Source organism: Cellulosilyticum sp. (genome assembly GCF_982396655.1).
In genome coordinates this window covers 116,699-138,908 of record NZ_CEVXFV010000002.1, presented here as the reverse complement: position 1 = coordinate 138,908, position 22,210 = coordinate 116,699, and the positions used below count along the sequence as shown (strand labels likewise).

The 22,210-nt window shown below is 35.5% G+C and carries 22 protein-coding genes; 19 read left to right on the top strand and 3 right to left on the bottom strand.

Features of this window, described 5'->3' with window-relative positions:
- Positions 1–29: 29 nt before the first annotated feature.
- Both AC1VAQ_RS01735 and AC1VAQ_RS01730 read left to right on the top strand, forming a co-directional pair.
- The gene (locus tag AC1VAQ_RS01735) at positions 30–596 is read left to right on the top strand and encodes a TetR/AcrR family transcriptional regulator (protein ID WP_302598212.1); all 567 of its coding nucleotides are present in this window, start codon (positions 30–32) and stop codon (positions 594–596) included.
- A 33-nt stretch (positions 597–629) separates the two neighbouring features.
- Complete coding sequence (locus AC1VAQ_RS01730) at positions 630–1,553, top strand: alpha/beta fold hydrolase (RefSeq protein ID WP_302598211.1); 924 nt, start codon at positions 630–632, stop codon at positions 1,551–1,553.
- A gap of 91 nt (positions 1,554–1,644) precedes the next feature.
- Here the strand turns inward: AC1VAQ_RS01730 and AC1VAQ_RS01725 are convergent, their stop codons facing one another.
- Positions 1,645–3,045: a citrate/2-methylcitrate synthase gene (locus tag AC1VAQ_RS01725; RefSeq protein WP_302598210.1), complete on the bottom strand. Its 1,401-nt coding sequence runs from the start codon at positions 3,043–3,045 to the stop codon at positions 1,645–1,647.
- A 322-nt stretch (positions 3,046–3,367) separates the two neighbouring features.
- A complete protein-coding gene (locus AC1VAQ_RS01720) occupies positions 3,368–5,140 on the bottom strand; it encodes an Rqc2 family fibronectin-binding protein (RefSeq protein ID WP_302598209.1) in 1,773 nt (590 codons plus the stop codon).
- Positions 5,141–5,291: 151 nt separating this feature from the next.
- Between AC1VAQ_RS01720 and AC1VAQ_RS01715 the strand changes: the two genes are divergently transcribed.
- From AC1VAQ_RS01715 to AC1VAQ_RS01645, 15 genes are all read left to right on the top strand, one after another.
- Entirely contained in the window at positions 5,292–6,173 is an 882-nt protein-coding gene (locus tag AC1VAQ_RS01715; RefSeq protein ID WP_479903421.1) for a YicC/YloC family endoribonuclease, read from the top strand.
- 9 nt (positions 6,174–6,182) lie between these two features.
- A complete protein-coding gene (locus AC1VAQ_RS01710) occupies positions 6,183–6,428 on the top strand; it encodes a DUF370 domain-containing protein (RefSeq protein WP_302598206.1) in 246 nt (81 codons plus the stop codon).
- A gap of 11 nt (positions 6,429–6,439) precedes the next feature.
- Positions 6,440–7,042 (top strand): guanylate kinase, encoded by a 603-nt coding sequence (gmk, locus tag AC1VAQ_RS01705; RefSeq protein WP_302598205.1) that lies wholly within the window; start codon positions 6,440–6,442, stop codon positions 7,040–7,042.
- 11 nt (positions 7,043–7,053) lie between these two features.
- Positions 7,054–7,428, top strand: a complete 375-nt coding sequence (gene rpoZ / locus AC1VAQ_RS01700; protein WP_479903420.1) for a DNA-directed RNA polymerase subunit omega — start codon at positions 7,054–7,056, stop codon at positions 7,426–7,428.
- A gap of 81 nt (positions 7,429–7,509) precedes the next feature.
- Positions 7,510–9,780 (top strand): replication restart helicase PriA, encoded by a 2,271-nt coding sequence (priA, locus tag AC1VAQ_RS01695; protein WP_302598202.1) that lies wholly within the window; start codon positions 7,510–7,512, stop codon positions 9,778–9,780.
- 41 nt (positions 9,781–9,821) lie between these two features.
- A complete protein-coding gene (def, locus tag AC1VAQ_RS01690; RefSeq protein WP_302598201.1) occupies positions 9,822–10,286 on the top strand; it encodes a peptide deformylase in 465 nt (154 codons plus the stop codon).
- 23 nt (positions 10,287–10,309) lie between these two features.
- Positions 10,310–11,245 carry a methionyl-tRNA formyltransferase gene (gene fmt / locus AC1VAQ_RS01685; RefSeq protein WP_302598200.1) on the top strand — a complete coding sequence of 312 codons (936 nt, stop codon included), beginning with the start codon at positions 10,310–10,312 and terminating at the stop codon, positions 11,243–11,245.
- A gap of 17 nt (positions 11,246–11,262) precedes the next feature.
- The gene (locus tag AC1VAQ_RS01680) at positions 11,263–11,970 is read left to right on the top strand and encodes a zinc metallopeptidase (RefSeq protein WP_302598199.1); all 708 of its coding nucleotides are present in this window, start codon (positions 11,263–11,265) and stop codon (positions 11,968–11,970) included.
- A 65-nt stretch (positions 11,971–12,035) separates the two neighbouring features.
- On the top strand, positions 12,036–13,379 hold the full coding sequence (gene rsmB / locus AC1VAQ_RS01675; protein ID WP_479903419.1) for a 16S rRNA (cytosine(967)-C(5))-methyltransferase RsmB: 1,344 nt from the start codon (positions 12,036–12,038) through the stop codon (positions 13,377–13,379).
- Positions 13,380–13,382: 3 nt separating this feature from the next.
- Positions 13,383–14,420, top strand: coding sequence for a dual-specificity RNA methyltransferase RlmN (rlmN, locus tag AC1VAQ_RS01670; RefSeq protein WP_302598219.1), 1,038 nt, complete (start codon positions 13,383–13,385; stop codon positions 14,418–14,420).
- Position 14,421: 1 nt separating this feature from the next.
- On the top strand, positions 14,422–15,183 hold the full coding sequence (locus tag AC1VAQ_RS01665) for a Stp1/IreP family PP2C-type Ser/Thr phosphatase (RefSeq protein WP_302598196.1): 762 nt from the start codon (positions 14,422–14,424) through the stop codon (positions 15,181–15,183).
- Entirely contained in the window at positions 15,177–17,321 is a 2,145-nt protein-coding gene (gene pknB, locus AC1VAQ_RS01660) for a Stk1 family PASTA domain-containing Ser/Thr kinase (protein ID WP_302598195.1), read from the top strand. Before AC1VAQ_RS01665 ends, pknB begins: the two co-directional genes overlap by 7 nt.
- Before the next feature lie 14 nt (positions 17,322–17,335).
- The gene (gene rsgA / locus AC1VAQ_RS01655) at positions 17,336–18,229 is read left to right on the top strand and encodes a ribosome small subunit-dependent GTPase A (protein WP_302598194.1); all 894 of its coding nucleotides are present in this window, start codon (positions 17,336–17,338) and stop codon (positions 18,227–18,229) included.
- A gap of 4 nt (positions 18,230–18,233) precedes the next feature.
- Positions 18,234–18,893: a ribulose-phosphate 3-epimerase gene (rpe, locus tag AC1VAQ_RS01650; protein WP_302598193.1), complete on the top strand. Its 660-nt coding sequence runs from the start codon at positions 18,234–18,236 to the stop codon at positions 18,891–18,893.
- Positions 18,894–18,896: 3 nt separating this feature from the next.
- On the top strand, positions 18,897–19,529 hold the full coding sequence (locus AC1VAQ_RS01645; protein ID WP_302598192.1) for a thiamine diphosphokinase: 633 nt from the start codon (positions 18,897–18,899) through the stop codon (positions 19,527–19,529).
- A gap of 146 nt (positions 19,530–19,675) precedes the next feature.
- Here the strand turns inward: AC1VAQ_RS01645 and rpmB are convergent, their stop codons facing one another.
- A complete protein-coding gene (gene rpmB / locus AC1VAQ_RS01640; protein WP_054739154.1) occupies positions 19,676–19,861 on the bottom strand; it encodes a 50S ribosomal protein L28 in 186 nt (61 codons plus the stop codon).
- A gap of 213 nt (positions 19,862–20,074) precedes the next feature.
- On the opposite strand from rpmB, the gene AC1VAQ_RS01635 reads away from it, so the two are divergent.
- Both AC1VAQ_RS01635 and AC1VAQ_RS01630 read left to right on the top strand, forming a co-directional pair.
- Positions 20,075–20,434, top strand: a complete 360-nt coding sequence (locus AC1VAQ_RS01635) for an Asp23/Gls24 family envelope stress response protein (RefSeq protein ID WP_302598191.1) — start codon at positions 20,075–20,077, stop codon at positions 20,432–20,434.
- A 42-nt stretch (positions 20,435–20,476) separates the two neighbouring features.
- Entirely contained in the window at positions 20,477–22,126 is a 1,650-nt protein-coding gene (locus AC1VAQ_RS01630) for a DAK2 domain-containing protein (RefSeq protein WP_330697570.1), read from the top strand.
- Positions 22,127–22,210 lie beyond the last annotated feature (84 nt).

Here is a 22,210-nt window from a genome sequence, read left to right as displayed (position 1 = left end):
TCAATAAGTCTATATGGAGGGATTTACACATGACATTAAAAGAAAGAATTATGGAAGCAACAATTGATGAATTTAATGAAAAAGGCGTAAAGTTTACAATGGATGATTTGGCAAAACGACTTACTATGAGTAAAAAAACAATATATAAGGTATTTAAAGATAAAGAAATTTTATTTATAGAAACCGTTGATTATTGCTTTGATATGATCAAGGCAGGTGAAGCAAGTATTCTAGCAGATGAAGAGTTAGACATTGTAGAAAAAGTTAAATCTATTTTAATTGTTTTACCAGAGCGCTATAGCCATATTGATTGGCGAAAAATATATGCAGGTAAAGAAAAGTTTCCAAAGGCTTATAAGGAAATCAAAAGACGTCTTGAAACAGATTGGAACGGTACTATTGCACTGATTGAGCAAGGTATTGCAGAAAATAAGATTAGACCTATTTGTATTCCTGTATTAAAGGTGATGGTACAAGCAACAATTGAACAATTTTTAATGAATCCAGTCCTTATAGAGTATCAAGTAAGCTATGAGGAAGCCTTAGAAGAAATGATTAATATTATTATTGGAGGTATACAAGTAGTAGAAAGCTAAAAAGTATGAAGCATGTTTAAGCGGAGGAAGAAGATGACAAGAGAGACATATTATATATCATCTACTAATGGAAAAAATAAATTGCATACTATGGTCTGGCGCCCGGAAGAAGTAAAGGGGATTTTACAGATTTCTCATGGAATGATTGAACATATTGGGCGTTATGATGATTTCGCTAAGTTTTTAGTAAGTAAAAATATTTTAGTAGTTGGCAATGACCATTTAGGTCATGGAAAGACAGTGAAATGTGAATCAGAATTAGGTTATTTTGACGCAGAAGATGGCAGTAAAACAGTTGTAGATGATTTGTATGAAGTCACTAAAAAGATGAAACAAGAGTATCCCAATGTACCTTATTTTGTATTAGGGCATAGCATGGGTTCTTTCATGATTAGACGTTATTTAATGACATATGGCGAAGCAATAAATGGTGCACTTATTATGGGAACTGGACATCAGTCAAAGGTTGCACTTGCCGCGGGAAATATAGTATATGCCACATTAAAGGTTTTAAAAGGGACTGATTATCGTAGTAAGTTTGTTAATGAGGTTATATTAGGGGGCTATAATAGAAAGTTTGCACCTAATCGTACGCCAAATGATTGGGTTTCTCGAAATGAAAAAGCAGTAGATGCCTACATGCGTGACCCATATTGTACATTTTCATTTACGATAAATGGATTTAAAACAATTTTTGATACCTTTTCATTTATCAATAAAAAGTCTAATATTAATAAAATACCAAAAGATTTACCGATATTTTTTGTGTCAGGAGATAAAGATCCTGTGGGCAATAATGGCAAAGGCGTGACACAAATATATAATACATATAAAGCGCTTGGAATTTCGAAGGCGCAATTAAAGTTATATCCAGAAAGTCGTCATGAGATATTAAATGATTTGGACTATAAAGAAGTATACCAAGATATTTATAGTTGGATTGAAAGTAATTTATAATAATATGAGAAATGTAAAAACCTTTAAAAATAGAAAGTAAAAATCTATTTTTAAAGGTTTTTTAATATAGATGTTATGTTATTTGTATTTTTTATAATGCGTCTTCGGCAGTTGTATCTAAGTTATCATCACGTAGTGGAAGAGGAATATAAGGCGCCAGTGGTGCCACGCTCTTATAGGCTGGACGAATAATTTTACCTTTGTTTACGAGTTCTTCAAGGCGGTGAGCACTCCAACCGGAGATACGGGCAATTGCAAAGATTGGTGTATAAAGTTCAAGTGGTAAGTTAAGCATAGAGTACACAAAGCCTGAGTAGAAGTCTACATTGGCACTTACGCCTTTATACATTTTGCGTACTTTACCAATTACCTTTGGTGCCAGTTCTTCAATTTTAGCATAGAAGTTAAACTCATCCTCTAATCCTTTTTCATGAGCAAGCTTTTCTGCATAAGTTTTTAAGATAGCTGCACGTGGGTCAGAAATTGAATAAACAGCATGACCGATACCATAGATAAGACCAGATTTATCAAAGGCTTGCTTATTAAGAATTAAGCTTAGGTAATTTTCAATTTCAGCATCATCAGACCAATCGCTGATTTTTTCTTTCATATCTGCTAGCATCTTTACAACCTTAATATTAGCGCCACCATGACGAGGTCCCTTTAAAGAACCTAGGGCAGCAGCAATAACAGAGTAAGTATCTGTACCAGATGAAGTGACAAGGTGGGTTGTGAAAGATGAGTTGTTACCGCCACCATGTTCAGCATGTAAAATAAGTGCTAAATCCAAAAGTGTTGCTTCTAATTTCGTATATTTACTATCAGGTCGTAACATATATAAGATGTTTTCTGCTGTACTAAGGTCAGGGCGTGGTGGATGGATAAAGAGACTTTGATTTTGATGATAATGGGCATGGGCTTGATAGCCATAGACAGCTAAGGTTGGAAAACACCCTATAAGAGAAATACATTGCCTAAGAACGTTAGGAAGTGAAATATCATCAGCTTTCTCATCAAAGCTATAGAGGGCTAGCACACTACGTGCAATAGAATTCATAATATCCTTACTAGGAGCATTTAAAATCATATCGTTTACAAAGTTATCAGGGAGTTTGCGATAACTACCTAAAAGGGTCTCAAATTCAGCAAGTTCTTTTTCCGTAGGCAACTTGCCAAAGAGAAGAAGGTAAGTTGTTTCTTCAAATCCAAAACGTTTATCTTGTAAATAGCCTTGCGTAATATCGGCAATATTGATGCCACGGTAGCTAAGTCTTCCGGGAACAGGGATGATTTCGCCTTCATCCATAATATAAGAATGAACTTCGCCAATTTCTGTGAGGCCGACAAGTACACCGCGACCATCTAAATCTCTCAGACCTCTTTTTACAGAATATTTAGCAAAAAGTTCAGGGTCAATTAAATTATTCATTTCGCATAAATGAGACAGTTTTTCTAACAGTTCCATGTTTTCTAAGTTTTTGTTTTCTTGCATTCAATCACCTCTCCTTATTTAATAAATTACGTTTTAATAAGCTTTTAGGCTGTTTACAATAATATATTCCTATAATAAATTTAACATAAAAAAGAATATAAATCAAATTTTTCTATATGTTTTAATAAAATTTATTATTTCATATATATTTATAATAAAAATGTGTAAAATGAATGAAGATAAAAAAATAAAATCATATAATAAAATAAAATCAGGAAAGTTGTCCATAAGAAGTAAAAGATCTCATGAGAGAGGAGAATAGTTTAATAAGAAAAACAGGTTGTTACAAAGCAGTGTTATTGCTTTGTAACAACCTATTTTTCTATTTTTTTTCTTCTAGAGTGAGCTTTTTAATAAAGCTTTCAGTTGGTGTTACATATAATGTTTTAAATTGTGTATAAATGACCATACCTGGTTTTGCGCCGGGTACCTTTTTGACAAATTTCTTTAAAGTATAGTCAATAGGAACTTGGCTAGATTGTTTGCCACTACTATAGTAAGCAGCAAGCGTGGCAGCTTCTAGTAATGTCTCATCTGAGAAACCTTCTTGGCCTTCAGCTCTAATGATGACGTGTGAGCCAGGACCTGCTTTAATATGGAGCCACATATCATTAGCTTTAGCAAACTTCATAGTGAGTTCATCATTTTGGTAATTGTTTTTACCCACATAAATCAGTTGACCAGAAGAAGCTTTAAATTGAAGAAATGGGACTGTTTTTTTGTTTTGCTTACGTTTATTATTGCCTTTACGTTTCTTGAGATAACCCATTTCTACAAGCTCTTCACGAAGTTCAGCGATATCTTCTTTTGTTTCTAAGAAATCCAGAGAGAGAAGGACGGATTGAAGATAAGCAATATCTTCTTCAATGATTGCAAGCTGCTCAGTAGCTGCAATTTCTGTACGCTTGGCTTTATTGTAAAGTTTGAAGTAAGCTTGTGCATTTTGAATAGCACTTTTGCGCGGGTTAAGTGGAATTGTAATATCTTCATATGGCTCCGCATAGTAATTCATAGTTGTAAAGCTTTCACTGCCTTCAGTAATGCTGTGGGCATAAGCCGTTAAAAGTTCGCCATAAATTTTATAGAGCTCTTTGTTAGCTGCCTCATCTAAAGCCTTTTCTTGTATTTGTTTTTTACGGACATTACGTTCTAAGAAGTTATGCACAAGTTTTTTAATATCTGCTGTTTTTTGAGAAACATTAAAACGTGTGTTTTTCTCGAAATAGTAGTATTCCAGCATCTCACTGATTGTTTCAAAGTTTTGTTTTTTGTAAGGTGCATAAATGCTGAGTGGCAGTGTATAAAAGTCCATAGGAAGTTCTTGCTCATCTAGATAAATGCAAGGTGAAAAATTGTTAGTATGGAGCTTCTCCATGAGATTATGGAATACGGTATAAAGTTTCATAAGATCGTCATTGCTCAAAGTATTTGCTAAACTGTCATCACATACACCGCTAGCTAGACAGATAGAATGACTGACTACAGGACTTAAACCGTTATAGCTCATATAAAGGGCTTTAAAAGTAGGAAGCTCTTTTTCTTTAAGTGTCTTTAAGAAATCCGCCACATTTTCATGTAAGGGATTTCGCTTGTTTTGACTTGGAGGTCTTACATAAGTACGATTTGGGAGTACTTCACGTACGCTACTTTTATCCAAAGAAATATGTTTGATACTATCTAAAATAGTGCCATCAGCTTTGGTAAGAATAATATTGCTGTGACGTCCCATGATTTCAATGATTAAACGTTTATTTTCTTTATCTCCCAGTTCGTTAGTAGCTTCAATATGAAGTTCTACGATACGTTCAAAGTCTGGCTGAACGATATCTAATATACGTCCACCCCCTAGATGCTTACGGAGCATCATGCAAAACATAGGGGGCTGAAGTTCATTGTTTTTGGAAAGTGTTGAAAGGTGAAGTCTTGGATAGCTGCTATTAGCTGTTAAAAGTAATTTATAGGCACTACTGTTATTACGCACAGAAAGTAAGAGTTCATCTTTTTCAATTTGATAAATTTTATCGATTCGTCCACCTACGAGGGTGTCTTTAAGTTCTTGCACTAAGGTGGCAAGAACAATGCCGTCAAATGCCATAATTTGTGTCCTCCTTTAATTATGGTGAAAGTATAGCATAATTTTTTTGAAAATAAAAGGAAGGTGTGTTATAATATAATACAAAAGTCTACAACAAGTATGCCTTATTGGAAAAATCCCTTTGGAAATAAAGAAGGAAGTAGGGAAAAACATGATTTATAGTATGACCGGTTATGGTAGATGCGAAATAGAAGAACATGAAAGAAAAGTCATTGTAGAGATGAATGCTATTAATCATCGTTACTGTGATTTAAATATTAGATTACCTAAAACTTTAAGTGTGATAGAAGATAAGATTAGAAGTCTTCTAAAAACAAGTTTGACAAGGGGTAAAATAGAGGTCAATATCAGCTATGTCAGCATGGCAAAAGAAGACTTAGAAGTCATTGTCAATGAGGCACTTGCAACAGAGTTTATAGAAGGCTTAAGAAAACTCGGAGATACTTTGAAGCTAGAAGATAATCTGACCCTTAAAGACCTTATGAATATTAATGATATCATGAGTATCCAGAAAAAAGCAGGTGACCTAGAAAGTATCGAAAGTACAGTATTAAGATGCACAGAAGGTGCGCTAAAAGATCTCTTAGGTATGCGCCTTAAAGAAGGTGAAGCTTTAAAAGCAGATATTTTAAATAAAACAGTACTTTTAGAAAAACATTTAGCATGCATTGAGATGCAAAGTCCACAAGTTGTCTTAAACTATAAAACTAAGCTTGAAAATAGACTCGCGATGCTTTTAGAAGAAGGCAGTAGTGTGGACCAAAGCAGACTGGCTATGGAAGTAGCACTTTTTGCAGACAAATGTGCAATTGATGAAGAAATCACCCGTTTTAAAAGTCATACGGCTCAGCTACGTATGATTTTAAATGAGGGAGGCGTTGTAGGGCGTAAATTAGATTTCTTAATGCAAGAGATGAACCGAGAAGTCAACACAATGGGTTCTAAGGCCAATGACTATGAAATTACAAGAAATGTAGTAGAACTTAAAAATGAAATTGAAAAAATTAGAGAACAAGTTCAAAATCTTGAGTAGGTGAAGCCTATGAGTCAATTTATTAATATAGGATATGGAAATATTGTAGCAACGAGGCGTATTGTAGCGATTGTTTCAGCAGATTCAGCCCCTATTAAAAGGTTAGTTGCACAGGCAAAAGAAGAAGCAAGGCTTATTGATGCGACCCAAGGGCGCAAGACAAGAGGTGTGATTATTACGGATAATGACCAGGTGATTTTGTCAGCTTTGCAACCAGAAACTATGGCAACAAGACTTGAAACCCAAAAGGAATAAAGGAGTTAAACATGAAAGAAGGATTAAAAATCGTTATATCTGGACCATCAGGTTCAGGTAAAGGAACTATTGTAAAAGAGCTCATTAAAAACGAACAATTTATGTTATCCATTTCAGCCACAACACGTATGCCTAGACAAGGCGAAGAAGAAGGTGTACACTATTACTTTAAGTCAGTAGCTGAATTTGAAAATATGATTGCTGAAGAGGCTCTTTTAGAACATGCGAATTTCTGTGGCAATTATTATGGTACACCAAAAGCACCTATTGAAGAGGGTGTAAAAAATGGAAAAGATGTTATACTAGAAATAGAGGTACAAGGTGCTCAGCAAATCAAGAAAATTTATGATGATGCTGTCTTTATTTTTGTTATCCCACCTTCTTTAACAGAGCTTGAAAAACGTCTTATCGGACGTGGTACTGAAACAGAAGAAGTCATTGCAAAACGCATGGGACGTGCAAAAGAAGAGCTAGCTTTGTATAAAGAATATGATTATATTGTTATTAACGATACATTAGCAGATGCTATCGATCAAATTAATCATATTGTTTATACTGAAAAGCTAAGAAGTTCTCGCTTCGAGGCTGATATAGAAAGAGTTATTAATAACTAGGAGGAATAAAAATGTTACAACCATCTTATACACAAATTATGACAAAGTTAAATGAGGAAGGAAACTCTAAACTTACAAGTCGTTATTCAATTGTTATTGCAGCAGCTAAAAGAGCTAGAAATATCATTGATATTATTAATGAACAAGCAGCTGCTACAAAAGAAGCAGATAAAACAGGTGAAAAAATTATCGACCCAGCTAAATTAAAAGAAGCAGCAGAACTTAATGAATTACTTAAAAAACAAAAACCTATTTCTATTGCAGTAGATGAAATTTATGCAGGTAAAATCAAAATGAAAGAATACCATGCACCAGAGGAAACAGAAGAAACAGAAGAAACAGAAGAAGCTCAAAATGATGCGACTACTGCGTCAACAGAAGTTTAATTAAAACTTAAATAAGTCTGCCATACAATTGTTGGCAGGCTTATTCAATATGTGATATAAAAGATAAGAGGTGAAAGGTCAGTGACAAGTGATGCGGCATGTTATGCAAAGATTATTATTCAATTTGCAACAGTAGAAGAGATAGATAAACCGTTTACCTATGAGGTTCCTGCGCACCTGATACCTTTTATTCAAGTAGGGCAAAGAGTTTATGTGCCTTTTGGATTTCATAATCATTTACAAGTTGGCTATGTATTAGCCTTAAGCGACACAAGGGAAGAAACAAAATTTCGTATCAAAGCTATAAAGCAGATTATAGATGAAAAGCCGCTTCTATCTTCGAAACAGCTAGAACTTGTAGAATTTATTGTAAGCTATTATGCGACGAGTTATGCAGCAGCGATAGATGTTGTTTTACCACCTGGGCTAAAAGGGGAACCTATCGCCATGGAGAAAGAAGACGAGGAAGTTGTGACCCTTACAAATGATGACTTGAAGGTGAAAATCTATTGCAATGCACATGGCCATAAGAAAACGTTTTTAAAGCAGCAGCAGATTATTGATTATTTAAGGGAAAAGCAGAAAGTACCCCTTAAAGTGTTAGAAAGTGTGGCGGGCGTGAGTAAGTCTTCCATTAAAACGCTGCTTCAAAATGGCATAATTGAAAAATATGTAGAAAAGATAGAATATAAGGCAGAACCTATTCGCTATGAAGCATTTAGAACGTTAAATGAAGAACAGGCGCATGCTGTAAGTTATTTAGAAAGCTTATCGCATACCCATACAGTCCACACTGTTTTACTTGAAGGTGTAACTGGCAGTGGGAAAACAGAAGTTTTTCTTCATGCTATAAAGAATGTGATTGAAAGAGGGCAAAATGCCTTAGTATTAGTACCTGAGATTGCACTGACGCAGCAGACGCTTAGTCGCTTTAGAGAGCGATTTGGAAGCAATGTGGCTTTAAGTCATAGTCGTATGGGTGCAAAAGAGCGTCAAAGACTCTATATGCGCGCTAAAAAAGGTGAAGTATCCATTATTATCGGACCACGTAGTGCCATTTTTATGCCGCTTGAAAATCTTGGGCTTATCGTAATAGATGAAGCACATGAGGCCACCTATAAGTCAGAGACATCACCTAAGTATCATGCCATTGATATTGGAAGAAAACGGATGGAAATGGAAGGCGGTATACTGCTTTTAGCGACGGCAACCCCTAGTATGGAAAGTTATTACCATAGTGAAAATGGGGACTATGAACTTTTAAAGCTTACAAAGCGTATAGCAGGTGCAACAATGCCAAGTGTGGAAATTGTAGATATGCGCCAAGAATTAGCCACTGGGAACAACAGTGTTTTAAGCAGACGTTTATATGAAGCAGTTCAATGGACACTTGAAAGTGGCGGTCAAGTCATGTTACTTATTAATCGTAGGGGACATTCTACATTTATTAACTGCAGAAGTTGTGGACATGTGGTAAAATGTAGTCATTGTGATGTATCAATGACCTATCATTTGTCAACGGGTGCGTTAGAATGTCACTATTGCGGGAAGACTGAAAAGGTACCAGAAGTGTGCCCTGAGTGTGGTTCTAAGTATATTCGTTTCTTTGGGACAGGTACTGAAAAGGTAGAAGCTTATTTAAAAGAACATTTTGATCAGTATGGCATAGGACGTATGGATTTAGATACGACTACAGGTAAAGAAGGTCACGCAAAAATACTAGAAGCCTTTAGACGAAGAGAATTTAATCTTCTTATTGGCACACAAATGATTGCAAAAGGCCATGATTTCCCTGGCGTGACACTGGTAGGCATTTTGTCAGCGGACCAGTCGTTATATATGCAGGATTTTAGAAGTAATGAAAGAACCTTTCAGCTTTTAACCCAGGCAATGGGACGAGCAGGACGTGGCAGTATGAAAGGACATGTCATTATTCAGACATATACCCCTGAACATATGGTCATGGACGTGATTAAAAATAATAAGCAGGAGTTATTCTATAAAGAAGAGCTTCTAAATCGTAAGACAATGGGTTACCCACCCTATACACATATTTTTTCACTCCTCATTACGGGGCCTAATGAAAATGAGGTGATTCAAACAGCTCATAAAGTAACGGCATATTATCGCCATTATAGTGAGCGAGGACTCATGAAATTTCGTGTGATAGGACCAAGTGTAGCGGTGATTAGTAAGATAGGGGATGTTTATAGATGGCGCCTTCTCATTATTGGTGAAGAGCGTAGTTCCCTTTTAGTTTACGGGAGGTTTTGTCTAGATAAATTTTATCAAAGAGAAACAGTGGGTAATGTTAAGATTAGTTGGGATATTGATCCCCTAACAATGTTATAAGTAAACATCTATGTGATGTGAAAGAATATAAGGAGGCTATTATGGCAATTAGAGCAATTAGAACAGAAACAGGAAGCGATGAGCTTTTAAGAAAAGTATCAAAAGAAGTAAAAGTATTTGATGAAAGCTTATGGACACTTTTAGATGATATGGCCGAAACAATGTATGAGGCAGATGGTGTAGGGATTGCAGCACCTCAAGTAGGCGTTTTAAAACGTGTATTTATTGTAGACATTGGGGAAGGGAAAGTTGAATTCATCAACCCAGAAATCATTGAAGTATCTGGTGAACAATTTGGTGAGGAAGGATGTCTGAGCGTACCAAAGACATACGGTAGTGTAAGAAGACCAAATTATGCAAAATTACGTGCATTTGACCGTCACGGCAATGCTTTTGAGATTGATGGTACAGAGCTTATGGCACGTGCAATGCTTCATGAAAATGATCATCTTAATGGTAAATTATTTATTGATTTAGTAGAAGGTGATTTATTCGAAGTTAATTAATCGAATAAAAGGAGGCTTTTTAAATGAACGTAGTATTTATGGGTACACCAGATTTCGCAGTACCAACACTTGAAACATTGATTGCAGAAGGACATCATATTAGTGCTGTTGTAACACAGCCAGATAAACCAAAAGGTAGAGGAAAAAGCTTAACAGTGACACCCGTTAAAGAAGTGGCGCTTAAGCATGATTTACCAGTGCTTCAACCTGTTAAAATTAGAGGGGATGAGGAGTTTTATAACCACATATTATCTTTAAACCCAGATATTATAGTAGTAGTAGCATTTGGACAGATCCTTCCTGAAACAATCTTAAATATTCCTAAATATGGTTGTATTAATATCCATGGTTCACTTTTACCTAAATACAGAGGGGCTGCACCTATTCAGTGGGCAATTATGGATGAAGAGCCTATAACAGGTGTGACCATTATGTATATGGATAAAGGTATGGACACAGGAGATATGCTTCTTAAACGTGAAATGCCAATTGAAAAAGATGACACTTATGCAAGCTTACACGATAAGATGAAAATTGTAGGAGCGACAGCACTTATTGATGCTTTGCCACTTATCGAAGCTGGTGGTAAAGAACGTGAAAAACAAGATGATGCTAAAGCAACCTATGCAAGCATGATTGATAAGAGCTTAGGTGAAATCAAATGGCAAGAAGCAGCATCTAAAATTGATGCAAAGATTCGTGGTCTAAATCCATGGCCAGCAGGTTATACTTCTTATAAAGGAAATGTAATGAAGGTATGGCAAGCTGAGCCTATTTCTGAAACAACCGATAAGAAGCCAGGTACAATTGTACGTGTTGATAAGGATGGAATGATTGTTCAAACAGGAACAAGTTGCTTACGTATTCTTGAAATTCAAATGCCGAATAAAAAACGTATGCTAGTATCTGAGTATATTAAGGGAAATACCCTTGAAAGCGATACAGTGCTTGGCATATAGTATAAGGAGTGAAGAGGATGTTAGGTTATCCGTATTATTATGGCTCTAGTAATGGTATGTACATTTTAATTACAATTGCTATGCTTATTATCCCTTTATATGCAAGTATGAAGGTACAATCAACTTTTGCGAAATATTCTAAAGTAAGAAGCTTATCAGGATACACAGGAGAAGAAGCAGCAAGACGCATCCTTGCCATTAATAACATCTCTATTCCTATTAAACCGGTACGTGGCTCAATGACAGACTTTTATGATCCAATCAATAAAGAACTTGCCCTTTCACAAACTGTTTATGGAGAAACATCTATTGCAGCTTTAGGGGTAGCAGCTCATGAAGTTGGGCATGCTATTCAGGATGCCAATGATTATGCCTTTTTAAGATTTAGACATGCCATTTATCCAGTGACAAACTTTGCAAGTCAGCTTTCTGTGCCACTTGTAATGGTGGGTTTATTACTTGGTGGCGTAAAACCTTTAGTAGGAATTGGTATTCTTTTATTTGCCATAACTACACTTTTTGCTATCGTTACACTTCCAGTAGAGTTTAATGCTTCTAAGCGTGCACTTCAAAGTCTTGAAGCAAGTGGCATTATGTCAGCAGATGAACTTGTTGGTGCGAAGAAAGTATTAGATGCTGCAGCTCTTACTTATGTGGCAGCAGCTATGGCATCAGTCTTATCACTTTTAAGATTAATAATGATTAGTAGTAGAAACAATGACTAGTAATAGAAAGAAAGATTAAAAGACGCTGTTTTAGCGTCTTTTAATCTGTAAGAGAGGAATTTTTTATGACTAAAAATATACGTGAGCAAATTGTAAACTTGCTCCTTGAAATAGAACGTGACAAAAGCTATGCACAACTTGCTTTAAAAAATGAATTAAAAGATGTACAAGGACCAGATAAAGGTTTTATGACAGAAGTGGTTTATGGAACGCTTAAATATCAGATTCAACTCGATTATATTATTGACCAGTTTTCAAAAACACCAGTACGCAAGATGAAACCACTGATTAGACAGATTTTTCGTATGAGTGTTTATCAGCTCATGCATCTTGATAAGGTACCAGCATCAGCTGTTATTAATGAAGCTGTAAAAATTGCTAAGAAAAGAAAGTTTATGGCGCTTTCAGGCTTTGTAAATGGTGTACTTCGAACAATCGATCGTGAAAGAGCAAACATTAAGTATCCATCAAAAGAAAAAGAACCACTTCATTATTTCAGTGTGATGTATTCACTTCCAGAGTGGATGATTGCAACATGGCTTAAAGCTTACGATGCAGAAAAAGTAGAAGGGATTTGTAAGGCCCTTAATGAACGTGCGCAGGTATGCATTCGTGTAAATACTTTAAAAGCATCTAAAGAGGAAGTTGTAAAATGCCTTCAAGAAGAAGGAGTAACAGTACTTCCGGGTGAGTTTTTAGAAGAAGCTATGTATCTTAAAAATGTAGATAACATTCAAAATATGTCATCTTTTAAGAAAGGCTTATGGACTGTACAAGATGAAAGTGCTATGCTAGTAGGGAAAGTAATTGCACCACAAAGCGGAGAACGTATTTTAGATTTATGTAGTGCGCCAGGTGGAAAATCTATTCATATGGCAGAGCTTATGAAAAATGAAGGTGAGATTATCAGCTGCGATATTCACCCTCATAAATTAGAGCTTATTGCAAAAAATGCGGAGCGTATGGGGGCTACAATTATTAAACCAACACTTCAAGATGGGACAGTATGTAATGAAGACTTTATTGGCAAATTTGATAGAGTTTTAGTCGATGCACCTTGTTCAGGTCTTGGTATTATGAAACGTAAACCGGATATCCGTTACAATAAAGAAATGACAGACATTGAAGATATTGCACAAATCCAGCGTGCTATATTAACACAAGCGGTAAAATATTTAAAACCAGAAGGCACACTTGTCTATAGTACATGTACGATTTCAAAAGTAGAAAACGAAGAAATGGTAGACTTCATGACAAAGGAGCTTGGTTTAGAATTAAATGAAATCGTAGATACTATACCTAACAAACTTCAAAAAGAAGTGAGACAAGGAAGCATGATTCAAATCTTACCACAGCTTGCAGGAACAGATGGATTCTTTATTGCGGGGTTAAAAAAGAGGAGTATTTAGATGATGAAAGACATTAGAAGCAAAGACCTAAAGGAATTAGAAGAACTTATTTTAAGCTATGGGGAAAGTAAGTTTAGAGCAAAACAGCTTTTTGAATGGCTTCATAAAAAAATGGCAAATAGCTATGATGAAATGAAGAATTTACCACTTAGTTTAAGAACAAAGTTAAATGAAGATTATCCATTAGTGCCATTACGTATTGTAGAATCATTGCATTCAAAGTTAGATGGGACTATAAAATACTTGTTTGAGCTACCAGATTCACATATAATAGAAAGTGTTTTAATGCGTTATAAACATGGAAATTCGGTATGTATTTCTTCACAAGTAGGATGTCGTATGGGATGTAAATTCTGTGCTTCTACTTTAGAGGGACTTGTAAGACCACTTACACCGGGTGAAATGGTAGGGCAAATCTATGCCATTCAGCAAGATATCGGTGAACGTATTTCGAATATTGTTATTATGGGAAGCGGTGAACCTCTTGAATATCTTGAAATTACAGAACGCTTTTTAACACTTATTAATCATGAAATGGGTCAAAATATTGGACAACGTCATATTACAGTCTCAACATGTGGACTTGTGCCTCAGATTAAGGAACTTGCAGACAAAGGAATGCAGATTAACTTGGCTTTATCTTTACATGCCACAACAGATGAGAAGCGTAAACAAATTATGCCAGTTGCTTATCGTTATACAATTGAAGAAGTATTAGAGGCTTGTCAGTATTATATTGATAAAACTGGGCGACGTGTTACTTTTGAATATGCCCTTATTCATGGTGAGAATGACAAAGAAGAAGATGCTAGAAGCTTAGGAAAACTTCTAAAAGGCATGCTTTGTCATGTCAACTTAATTCCTGTTAATAAAATTGAAGAAAGAAGTTTTGAAAGTAGTAAGACGTCAAGTATTGAGAACTTTATTCGCATACTAGAAAGCTATCATGTACCTACTACACTTCGTAGAACATTAGGTGCAGATATCGATGCAGCATGTGGTCAACTTAGACGTAGATATATGAAAGAGCGAGGTGAATAGCATGCACGCTATTGGCAGAGTAGACATTGGTAGAAAGAGGAGTAGAAACGAAGATAGTATCTTTGTTTCAAATACACCTATAGGTATTTTACCAAATTTGTATATCGTAGCAGATGGGATGGGTGGTCATAAAGCAGGTGGCACTGCAAGTAGTCTAGCTATTGAGGCTTTTTGTGACTATATTAGAACGCATGGTCAAACTGGTGTAAAAACAAGAGAAGATGTAGCAATTCTTTTGAAAATGGGCATTCGACATGCCAATCATACAGTTTATGAGAAGGCAAAAGAAAAAGAGGAGTATGCAGGAATGGGTACCACTTTCACAGTGGCGACAGTAATCGATGATATTTTATATCTTGCCCATGTAGGTGATACGAGACTTTATTTAGTAAATCATGCGCAAATTTATCAGGCTACAACAGACCATTCTCTGGTACAAGAAATGTTGGAACAAGGGTATATTTCACAAAATGAGATTAAAGAACATCCACAAAGACACATTATAACCCGGGCTGTTGGTACATATGCAAAGGTAAAGGTAGATACTTTGATGTATGATATCAATAAGGTAGAATACGTTTTACTTTGTTCCGATGGACTCACTGTCATGCTCAGTGATGAAGAAGTACATCAGATTATACTTGAAGAAACTGACATAGAAAACATTGTAAATAAGCTGATTGACACAGCGAATACAAAAGGCGGAATCGATAATATAGCAGTTATCATTGCAAAGAAATACGAGGTGAATAAAGAATGCTAATGCCAGGAGTTCTCTTAGGAGAGCGTTATGAAGTTATAGAAAAAATAGGCGCAGGCGGCATGTCTATTGTCTATAAGGCAAAAGATAATAGATTGCAGCGATATGTAGCTATTAAGGAGCTAAGAGAAGAATTTGTAAAGGATGATGAATTCGTTGCAAAGTTTAGGAAAGAAGCCCTTGCTGCGGCTAGCCTCTCACACCCTAATATTGTAGGAATCTATGATGTAGGTAGTGATAGGGATGTTCATTATATTGTTATGGAATATATTGAAGGAAAGACGTTAAAGGAACTTATTGCTGAGGAAGGACCTTTTTCGTCTAAAAAGGTTTTAGAACTAGGGATTCAGATTGTAAGTGCACTGAAGCATGCCCATAGCAAAAAGATAATCCACCGAGATATTAAACCTCAAAATATTTTAATTACCAATGATCATGTATTAAAGGTAACAGATTTTGGGATTGCTAAAGCAGTGGATTCTTCAACGATTGTGGCAAATAATAATGCAATTGGCTCAGTACATTATTTTTCACCAGAACAAGCAAAGGGGAAATATGTAAACGAAACAAGTGATTTATATTCTTGTGGGATTGTTCTTTTTGAACTGGCAACAAAAAGATTACCTTTTGAAGCAGATTCTCATATTTCCATAGCCTTAAAGCACATTAATGAAGAAATGCCAAAGCCATCTTTATTTAATCCAAGTATTTTACCAGGGCTAGAGGGAATTATTTTAAAAGCAACGGATAAACGTCAAGATGCACGTTATCAAAATGCAGATGAAATGTTAGGTGATATGAATCGTGTACTTGTAGATCCAAGTTACATGGTAAAATTAAATACTTTTTCAGATGAAACAATCTTACTTTCACCAGAAGAAACTGCTTTTATTCGTAGTAATGCAAAAGAACAAGAAGAATTCGTTTCAAAATCTGAAAAGCCAGTTGTACCAGTAATGCCAGTAGCACCATCAAAAGCTGAGGTGGATGAAACCAGTATTTATGAAGATGGGGATGTGGTGAAACAGACCTTTAAAGAGGAAGAAGAGGAAGGCGAAGTCTCTAATTTATATAAAATACTTGTAAGTATCGGAGGAGTTCTTGCAACATTATCTGTACTGGTAGTGATTATTTTAGCGATTACTTTATGGAATCCGTTTTCAAGTAGCAATAATATGGTGACAGTACCTAATGTTAAAGGACGCACAGTAGAAGCAGCTACAAATACCTTAAAAAGTGTAAAACTTAAAATTGAAGTACAAGAAGAAGTGACAGATGAGGCTGCACCTGGAATTATTTTCGAACAAAATCCAGGTGAAAATGCACAGGTTAAAAAACGCAGTACGGTCATTGTAAAAGTAGCAGCAGAAGGTAGTGAAGCCACTGAGACACCTGTCGCAGATGAAACAAAGATGGTGAAGTTACCTTCTGTAGAAGGCTTAAGCCGTGATGTGGCAGAATCCACATTAAAAGCGATGAATCTTAAAGTGCGCTTTGAACCTGAAGAAAGTGATAGTGTAGAAAAAGATTATATTATTCGTCAAAGCATTGATGAAGGTACTGAGGTTGAAGAAGGTAGTACTGTTGTTTTAACATACAGTATTGGTTCAAGTGTAAAAACAACAAGAGTACCAAACTTTGTCCAATTAACATATGATAAAGCACAAGAAGCAGCACAAAGCAGCAAGCTTTATGTGACTAAGTCATCTGAAGAATATAGTGATAAGGTAGATGAAGGACTGATTATTAGTCAAAGTATTGAACCTTATTCAGAAGTTGAAGAGGGTACAAGTATATCTGTTGTTATCAGTAAAGGAAAAGAACCAGAGCCAGAACAGACGCCTACACCATCAATTGACAATGGTGAGACGAATACACCACCAGCTGAAGAAACACCAGTAACAGAAACAAGCATATCTTATGGCATTACATTACCAGGTGGCATGGAAGGTAAAGAGAGTTATCGTGTACTTGCTAAATTTACATCTCAAGATGGCAATTCATCTTATGTAGTAGATGGTGAGATGAGTGCGGGTGACTTCCCAATACCTGTAACACTTACAGGACATGGCACAGGTAGATTAGAAGTTTATATCGATGATATGACTAGTCCAGCATACACGGATAACATCAATTTTTAATTAAGGAGAATGATATGGTACAGGGTACTATTATTAAAGGAATTGCTGGCTTCTACTATGTAGAAGCTAACAAGACCATTTATGAATGTAAAGCAAGAGGAAAATTTAGAAAAGAAAATATGACACCTCTTATAGGTGATAGGGTAATGATTAGTTTAAAACAAGAAGAAAACTCTACAGATCGCTTCTTGGAAGGAACAATTGAGGAAATTTTACCACGAACAAATAGTCTTATAAGACCACCTGTTTCAAATGTGGATCAGGCAATGGTTGTGTTTTCCGTAACTTACCCACAAATTCACTTAGATTTATTAGATCGCTTTTTAATTCATATTGAACGAGAACACATCAAGCCTTATATAGTACTTAACAAAATAGATGAAGGTAACAAAGAAAGTTATCAGTACATTGTTGACCGCTATACAAAAGTAGGGTATGAGGTGATTTGTTTATCGGCTAAGAAAAAGCTCAATACAGATATTTTAATGCCAAAACTTCAAGATAAGACCACTGTATTTGCAGGACCTTCTGGGGTGGGTAAATCAACATTATTAAATACCATTGAAGAAGGCTTTACCTTGGAAACAGGTGAAGTAAGTGAGAAGATTAAACGTGGAAAACATACTACAAGACATGTAGAGCTTATGCCACTTACAGTAGGTGGATTTGTGCTTGATACACCAGGTTTTACATCTTTGCAATTAGATGGTATTGCGGCAGAAGATTTAAGACATTATTTTATTGAATTTGAGCCTTATGAGGGAACTTGTAAGTTCTCAGGATGTACCCATACACATGAACCAGGTTGCAGTGTGAAAGCTGCAGTTGAAGAAGGTGAAATTTCTGAGGAACGTTATAACAGTTATATGACTTATTATAAACAGCTAAAAGATACAAGGAGATGGTAGGGAAATGATACATTTAAGTCCTTCAATATTAGCAGCAGATTTTGCTAATTTACAAAGAGAAATTGAAACAGTACAAAAAGGTGGCGCGGCGTATATTCATGTGGATGTAATGGATGGACAGTTTGTACCAAACATTACATTAGGTGCACCTATTGCTAAAAGCCTTCGTAAGCACATTACGGGTGTTATGGATGTGCATCTTATGATTGAGGAGCCTGATAGATATTTAGCTGACTTTGCAGCAGCAGGAGCTGATTATGTAACAGTACACTTAGAGGCAACTAAACATGTACACCGTACAATTCAGCGTATACATGAATTAGGTATGAAAGCAGGGGTAGCACTTAATCCTGGCACACCTGTAAGCCTTTTAGAACCTATTATTGAGGACTTAGATCTTGTCCTTATTATGTCAGTTAATCCAGGCTTTGGAGGACAAAAGTTCATTCCATATACTTTAGAAAAGCTTAAACAAGTAAAAGAAATGACAAAAGATAGAGAAATACTGATTGAGGTAGATGGCGGCGTAACACTTGCCAATGTAGAAAGTATTATTGATGCAGGCGCTAATCTGCTCGTAGCTGGTTCATCAGTTTATGATGGCAAAGATGCAGAAGGCAATGCAGCTGCCTTTATGAAAATATTTGAAAAATACGAGGCATAGTGCATGAAGACTTTAATTCTAACAAATGGCGCCTATGGCGATTATAGTTTTTGTAACAATTGGGATACATATGACTATATTATTTGTGCGGATGGGGGTATGAAGCATTGCCGTAAACTAAACTTAATCCCTCACCTTATTGTAGGAGACTTTGATAGCACAAATCCTATAGATCTTTTGTATTTCGAGGATTTAGGCGTACCTATGGAGCAGTTCTCGAGTCATAAGGATGAAACAGATACTGAGCTTGCCCTTCGTTATGCTATAGAAAAGGGTGCAACGGAAGTTGTGATATGGGGAGGAATAGGCTCTCGCCTAGATCATACCCTGGGAAATGTACATCTATTATATAGTGCATTAAAGCAAGGGGTAAAAGCTACACTTATGAATGACCAAAATACAGTTTGCTTAATAGAAGATGAAATTGAGCTTAAAGGAAAAGAAGGTCAGCTTGTGAGTTTACTTCCTTTTAGCGAAAAGGTAGAAGGTGTGTATACGACAGGACTAGCTTATAGTTTAATAGATGGCATCTTGCCAGCAGGAAGTCCAATTGGTGTAAGTAATTATATGATTAGTAGCAAGGCATCTATAAAAATAAAAAAAGGCTTATTACTAATCATTTTAGCAAGTGATTAAGATATATGATAAAAATAAATTGAGTCTAGAGCTTAACATTAAGGTCTAGACTCAATTTATGTATAAAAAAGATTAAATTGGGTATAATAAAAAAGGACATCCATAAAGGATGTCCAATTTTTATGAAATATTAACTTATTATCAAATTAAGCACGTGATACTAAGTTAGAACGTAAACAACGAGTACATACGTTCATTGTTTTAACAGCTCCGTTTTGGTTAACTCTAACTTTTCTTACGTTAGATTTCCACATTTTGTTAGATCTTCTATGAGAGTGGCTAACTTTGATACCGAAATGTACGTCTTTTGAACAGATTTCGCATTTTGCCATTTTGAACACCTCCTTGTATTAATCCGTGACATAACACGATTTATTGTAACAGATAATATTGTAGAATTCAAGTAGTGTTTGAGGATTATTTTTAAAAAACCAAATTAAGGTAAGGAAAAGTGAGAAAGCCTTTCATCCATATACAAGTTATGATATAATATTATTAAAAATTTTAATATGACAGCATAAAGCCAGATTAGGAGGTTTATAAATATGCCAAGTAAATTTTCAAATGAATATGGTAATATTATTATAAATGAAGAAGTTATTGCACAAATTAGTGGAATGACAGCAATGGAATGTTATGGTATAGTAGGTATGGCGTCTCGTAATGTAAAAGATGGATTTGTACATCTTTTAAAAGGGGAGAATTTATCTCGTGGGATTGCTGTACGTTTAAATGAAAATAAAGCAAATATTGATTTTCATATTATCGTAGAATATGGTACAAAGATTTCAGCAGTGGCTGATAACCTTATGAGTACAGTCAAATATAAAGTAAAAGATGCATTAGGCATTGAAGTAGAAAGTATAAAAGTATTTATCGAAGGCGTTAGAGTAGATAAAGAGTAAATTCGGTAGAAGAGAACCTTTGGGTTTGAGGAGGTAAATAAAGTGAAATATGAAAAGATAGAAGCCAGTAAGCTTCAGGCCATGTTTATTGCAGGTGCACAGCTCTTAGATGAAAAAAAACAAATGGTCAATGAAATGAACGTATTCCCTGTACCAGATGGTGATACAGGTACAAATATGTCACTTACAATTCTTGCAGCAGCTAAAGAGGTAGAGGCTGTAGATGGTAATGATATGATAGCAGTAGCTAAAGCAGCAGCGACAGGTTCATTAAGAGGTGCACGTGGAAATTCGGGTGTTATCCTTTCACAACTTATCCGTGGTTTTTCAAAAGGAATCACAGAGGCAACGCAAGCAGGTGAAATCGTAGATACAGTAGTCCTTGCAAATGCCTTCCAAAAAGGTGTAGATACTGCTTATAAAGCAGTTATGAAACCAAAAGAAGGAACTATTTTAACAGTAGCTAGAGAAGTAGCAACAAAAGCTTTAGAAGTAAGTCTTGAGACAACAGATCTCCAAGTCTTTATTGAAAAAGTACTTGCGCATGGTTATGAGACACTTCATAAAACACCAGAGATGCTGCCAGTATTAAAAGAAGCTGGTGTAGTAGATGCCGGTGGACAAGGGTTGCTTTGTATTTTAGAAGGTGGTGCACGCGTTATCAGCGAAGATCTTCAAATAGAAATCAAAGCACCAGTTAGAACAAAACCAAATGAAGCTTTTAGTGCGCTTAAAAACTTCAATACAGAAGATATTACTTTTGGCTATTGTACAGAGTTTATTGCAACTAAAAATCCAGGTGCTAATTATGTAGAATCTGACTTTAAAGCATATCTTGAAAGCATTGGGGATAGTATTGTAGTTGTATCTGATGAAGAATATGTAAAAGTGCATGTGCATACAGATAATCCAGGGCTTGCACTTCAAAAAGCTTTAGAATTCGGAGCACTTCATAACTTAAAAATCGAGAATATGCGTGAGCAGCATTCTTCAATCTTCAATGAAGAAGAAGCATCAAAACAAGAAGTACCACAAAAAGAAATCGGATTTGTATCTGTAGCAGCAGGTGAAGGCATTGCAGAAATTATGTCTAGCCTTGGTGTAGATCAGGTTATTACAGGTGGTCAAACAATGAATCCAAGTACAGAAGATATTTTAGAAGCAGTTAAAAACTGTCATGCAAAAAATGTTGTTGTACTTCCAAATAATAAAAATATTATTTTAGCAGCACAACAAGCAGCTGCTATTGAAGAAAATATTAATGTTCAAGTTGTGGCAACAACAACTATTCCACAAGGTATTTCAGCAATGATTGCTCAAGATGGAAATGAAAATATTGATGAAGTATTAGAAGCTATGCAAGATGCAATCAAAGAAGTTCAAACAGCTCAAATTACAATTGCAGTAAGAGATACTTCTTTAGATGGTGAAAGTATTGTCGAAGGGGAATACTTAGGTATGCTTGAAGGTAAAATCCTTGTGCATAAAAAAGATTTAAAAGAAACTTTCAAGGATCTTTTAAAAACAATGAAAGAAGATGCTGAAGTTATTACAATTTACTATGGCGAAGACATTACAGAAGAGGTAGCAGAAGAGTTTAAACAAGAGGCAGAGGCACTTTTCGAAGATGCTGACGTAGAACTTTATTCAGGTGGTCAACCAGTTTACTACTTCATGATTTCTGCAGAATAAGAATAACTTGTAAAAGAGCTGTTACACTAAACTTTAGTGTAATGGCTTTTTTAGTGAGTTATAAAATTTATTTTGATAGATAAA

Excerpts from the sequence above, each read along its gene's own strand:
- AC1VAQ_RS01735 (WP_302598212.1), top strand. The coding sequence starts at position 30 with ATGACATTAAAAGAAAGAATTATGGAAGCAACAATTGATGAATTTAAT.
- AC1VAQ_RS01730 (WP_302598211.1), top strand. The coding sequence starts at position 630 with ATGACAAGAGAGACATATTATATATCATCTACTAATGGAAAAAATAAA.
- AC1VAQ_RS01725 (WP_302598210.1), bottom strand. The coding sequence starts at position 3,045 with ATGCAAGAAAACAAAAACTTAGAAAACATGGAACTGTTAGAAAAACTG.
- AC1VAQ_RS01720 (WP_302598209.1), bottom strand. The coding sequence starts at position 5,140 with ATGGCATTTGACGGCATTGTTCTTGCCACCTTAGTGCAAGAACTTAAA.
- AC1VAQ_RS01715 (WP_479903421.1), top strand. The coding sequence starts at position 5,292 with ATGATTTATAGTATGACCGGTTATGGTAGATGCGAAATAGAAGAACAT.
- AC1VAQ_RS01710 (WP_302598206.1), top strand. The coding sequence starts at position 6,183 with ATGAGTCAATTTATTAATATAGGATATGGAAATATTGTAGCAACGAGG.
- gmk (WP_302598205.1), top strand. The coding sequence starts at position 6,440 with ATGAAAGAAGGATTAAAAATCGTTATATCTGGACCATCAGGTTCAGGT.
- rpoZ (WP_479903420.1), top strand. The coding sequence starts at position 7,054 with ATGTTACAACCATCTTATACACAAATTATGACAAAGTTAAATGAGGAA.
- def (WP_302598201.1), top strand. The coding sequence starts at position 9,822 with ATGGCAATTAGAGCAATTAGAACAGAAACAGGAAGCGATGAGCTTTTA.
- fmt (WP_302598200.1), top strand. The coding sequence starts at position 10,310 with ATGAACGTAGTATTTATGGGTACACCAGATTTCGCAGTACCAACACTT.
- AC1VAQ_RS01680 (WP_302598199.1), top strand. The coding sequence starts at position 11,263 with ATGTTAGGTTATCCGTATTATTATGGCTCTAGTAATGGTATGTACATT.
- rsmB (WP_479903419.1), top strand. The coding sequence starts at position 12,036 with ATGACTAAAAATATACGTGAGCAAATTGTAAACTTGCTCCTTGAAATA.
- rlmN (WP_302598219.1), top strand. The coding sequence starts at position 13,383 with ATGAAAGACATTAGAAGCAAAGACCTAAAGGAATTAGAAGAACTTATT.
- AC1VAQ_RS01665 (WP_302598196.1), top strand. The coding sequence starts at position 14,422 with ATGCACGCTATTGGCAGAGTAGACATTGGTAGAAAGAGGAGTAGAAAC.
- pknB (WP_302598195.1), top strand. The coding sequence starts at position 15,177 with ATGCTAATGCCAGGAGTTCTCTTAGGAGAGCGTTATGAAGTTATAGAA.
- rsgA (WP_302598194.1), top strand. The coding sequence starts at position 17,336 with ATGGTACAGGGTACTATTATTAAAGGAATTGCTGGCTTCTACTATGTA.
- rpe (WP_302598193.1), top strand. The coding sequence starts at position 18,234 with ATGATACATTTAAGTCCTTCAATATTAGCAGCAGATTTTGCTAATTTA.
- AC1VAQ_RS01645 (WP_302598192.1), top strand. The coding sequence starts at position 18,897 with ATGAAGACTTTAATTCTAACAAATGGCGCCTATGGCGATTATAGTTTT.
- rpmB (WP_054739154.1), bottom strand. The coding sequence starts at position 19,861 with ATGGCAAAATGCGAAATCTGTTCAAAAGACGTACATTTCGGTATCAAA.
- AC1VAQ_RS01635 (WP_302598191.1), top strand. The coding sequence starts at position 20,075 with ATGCCAAGTAAATTTTCAAATGAATATGGTAATATTATTATAAATGAA.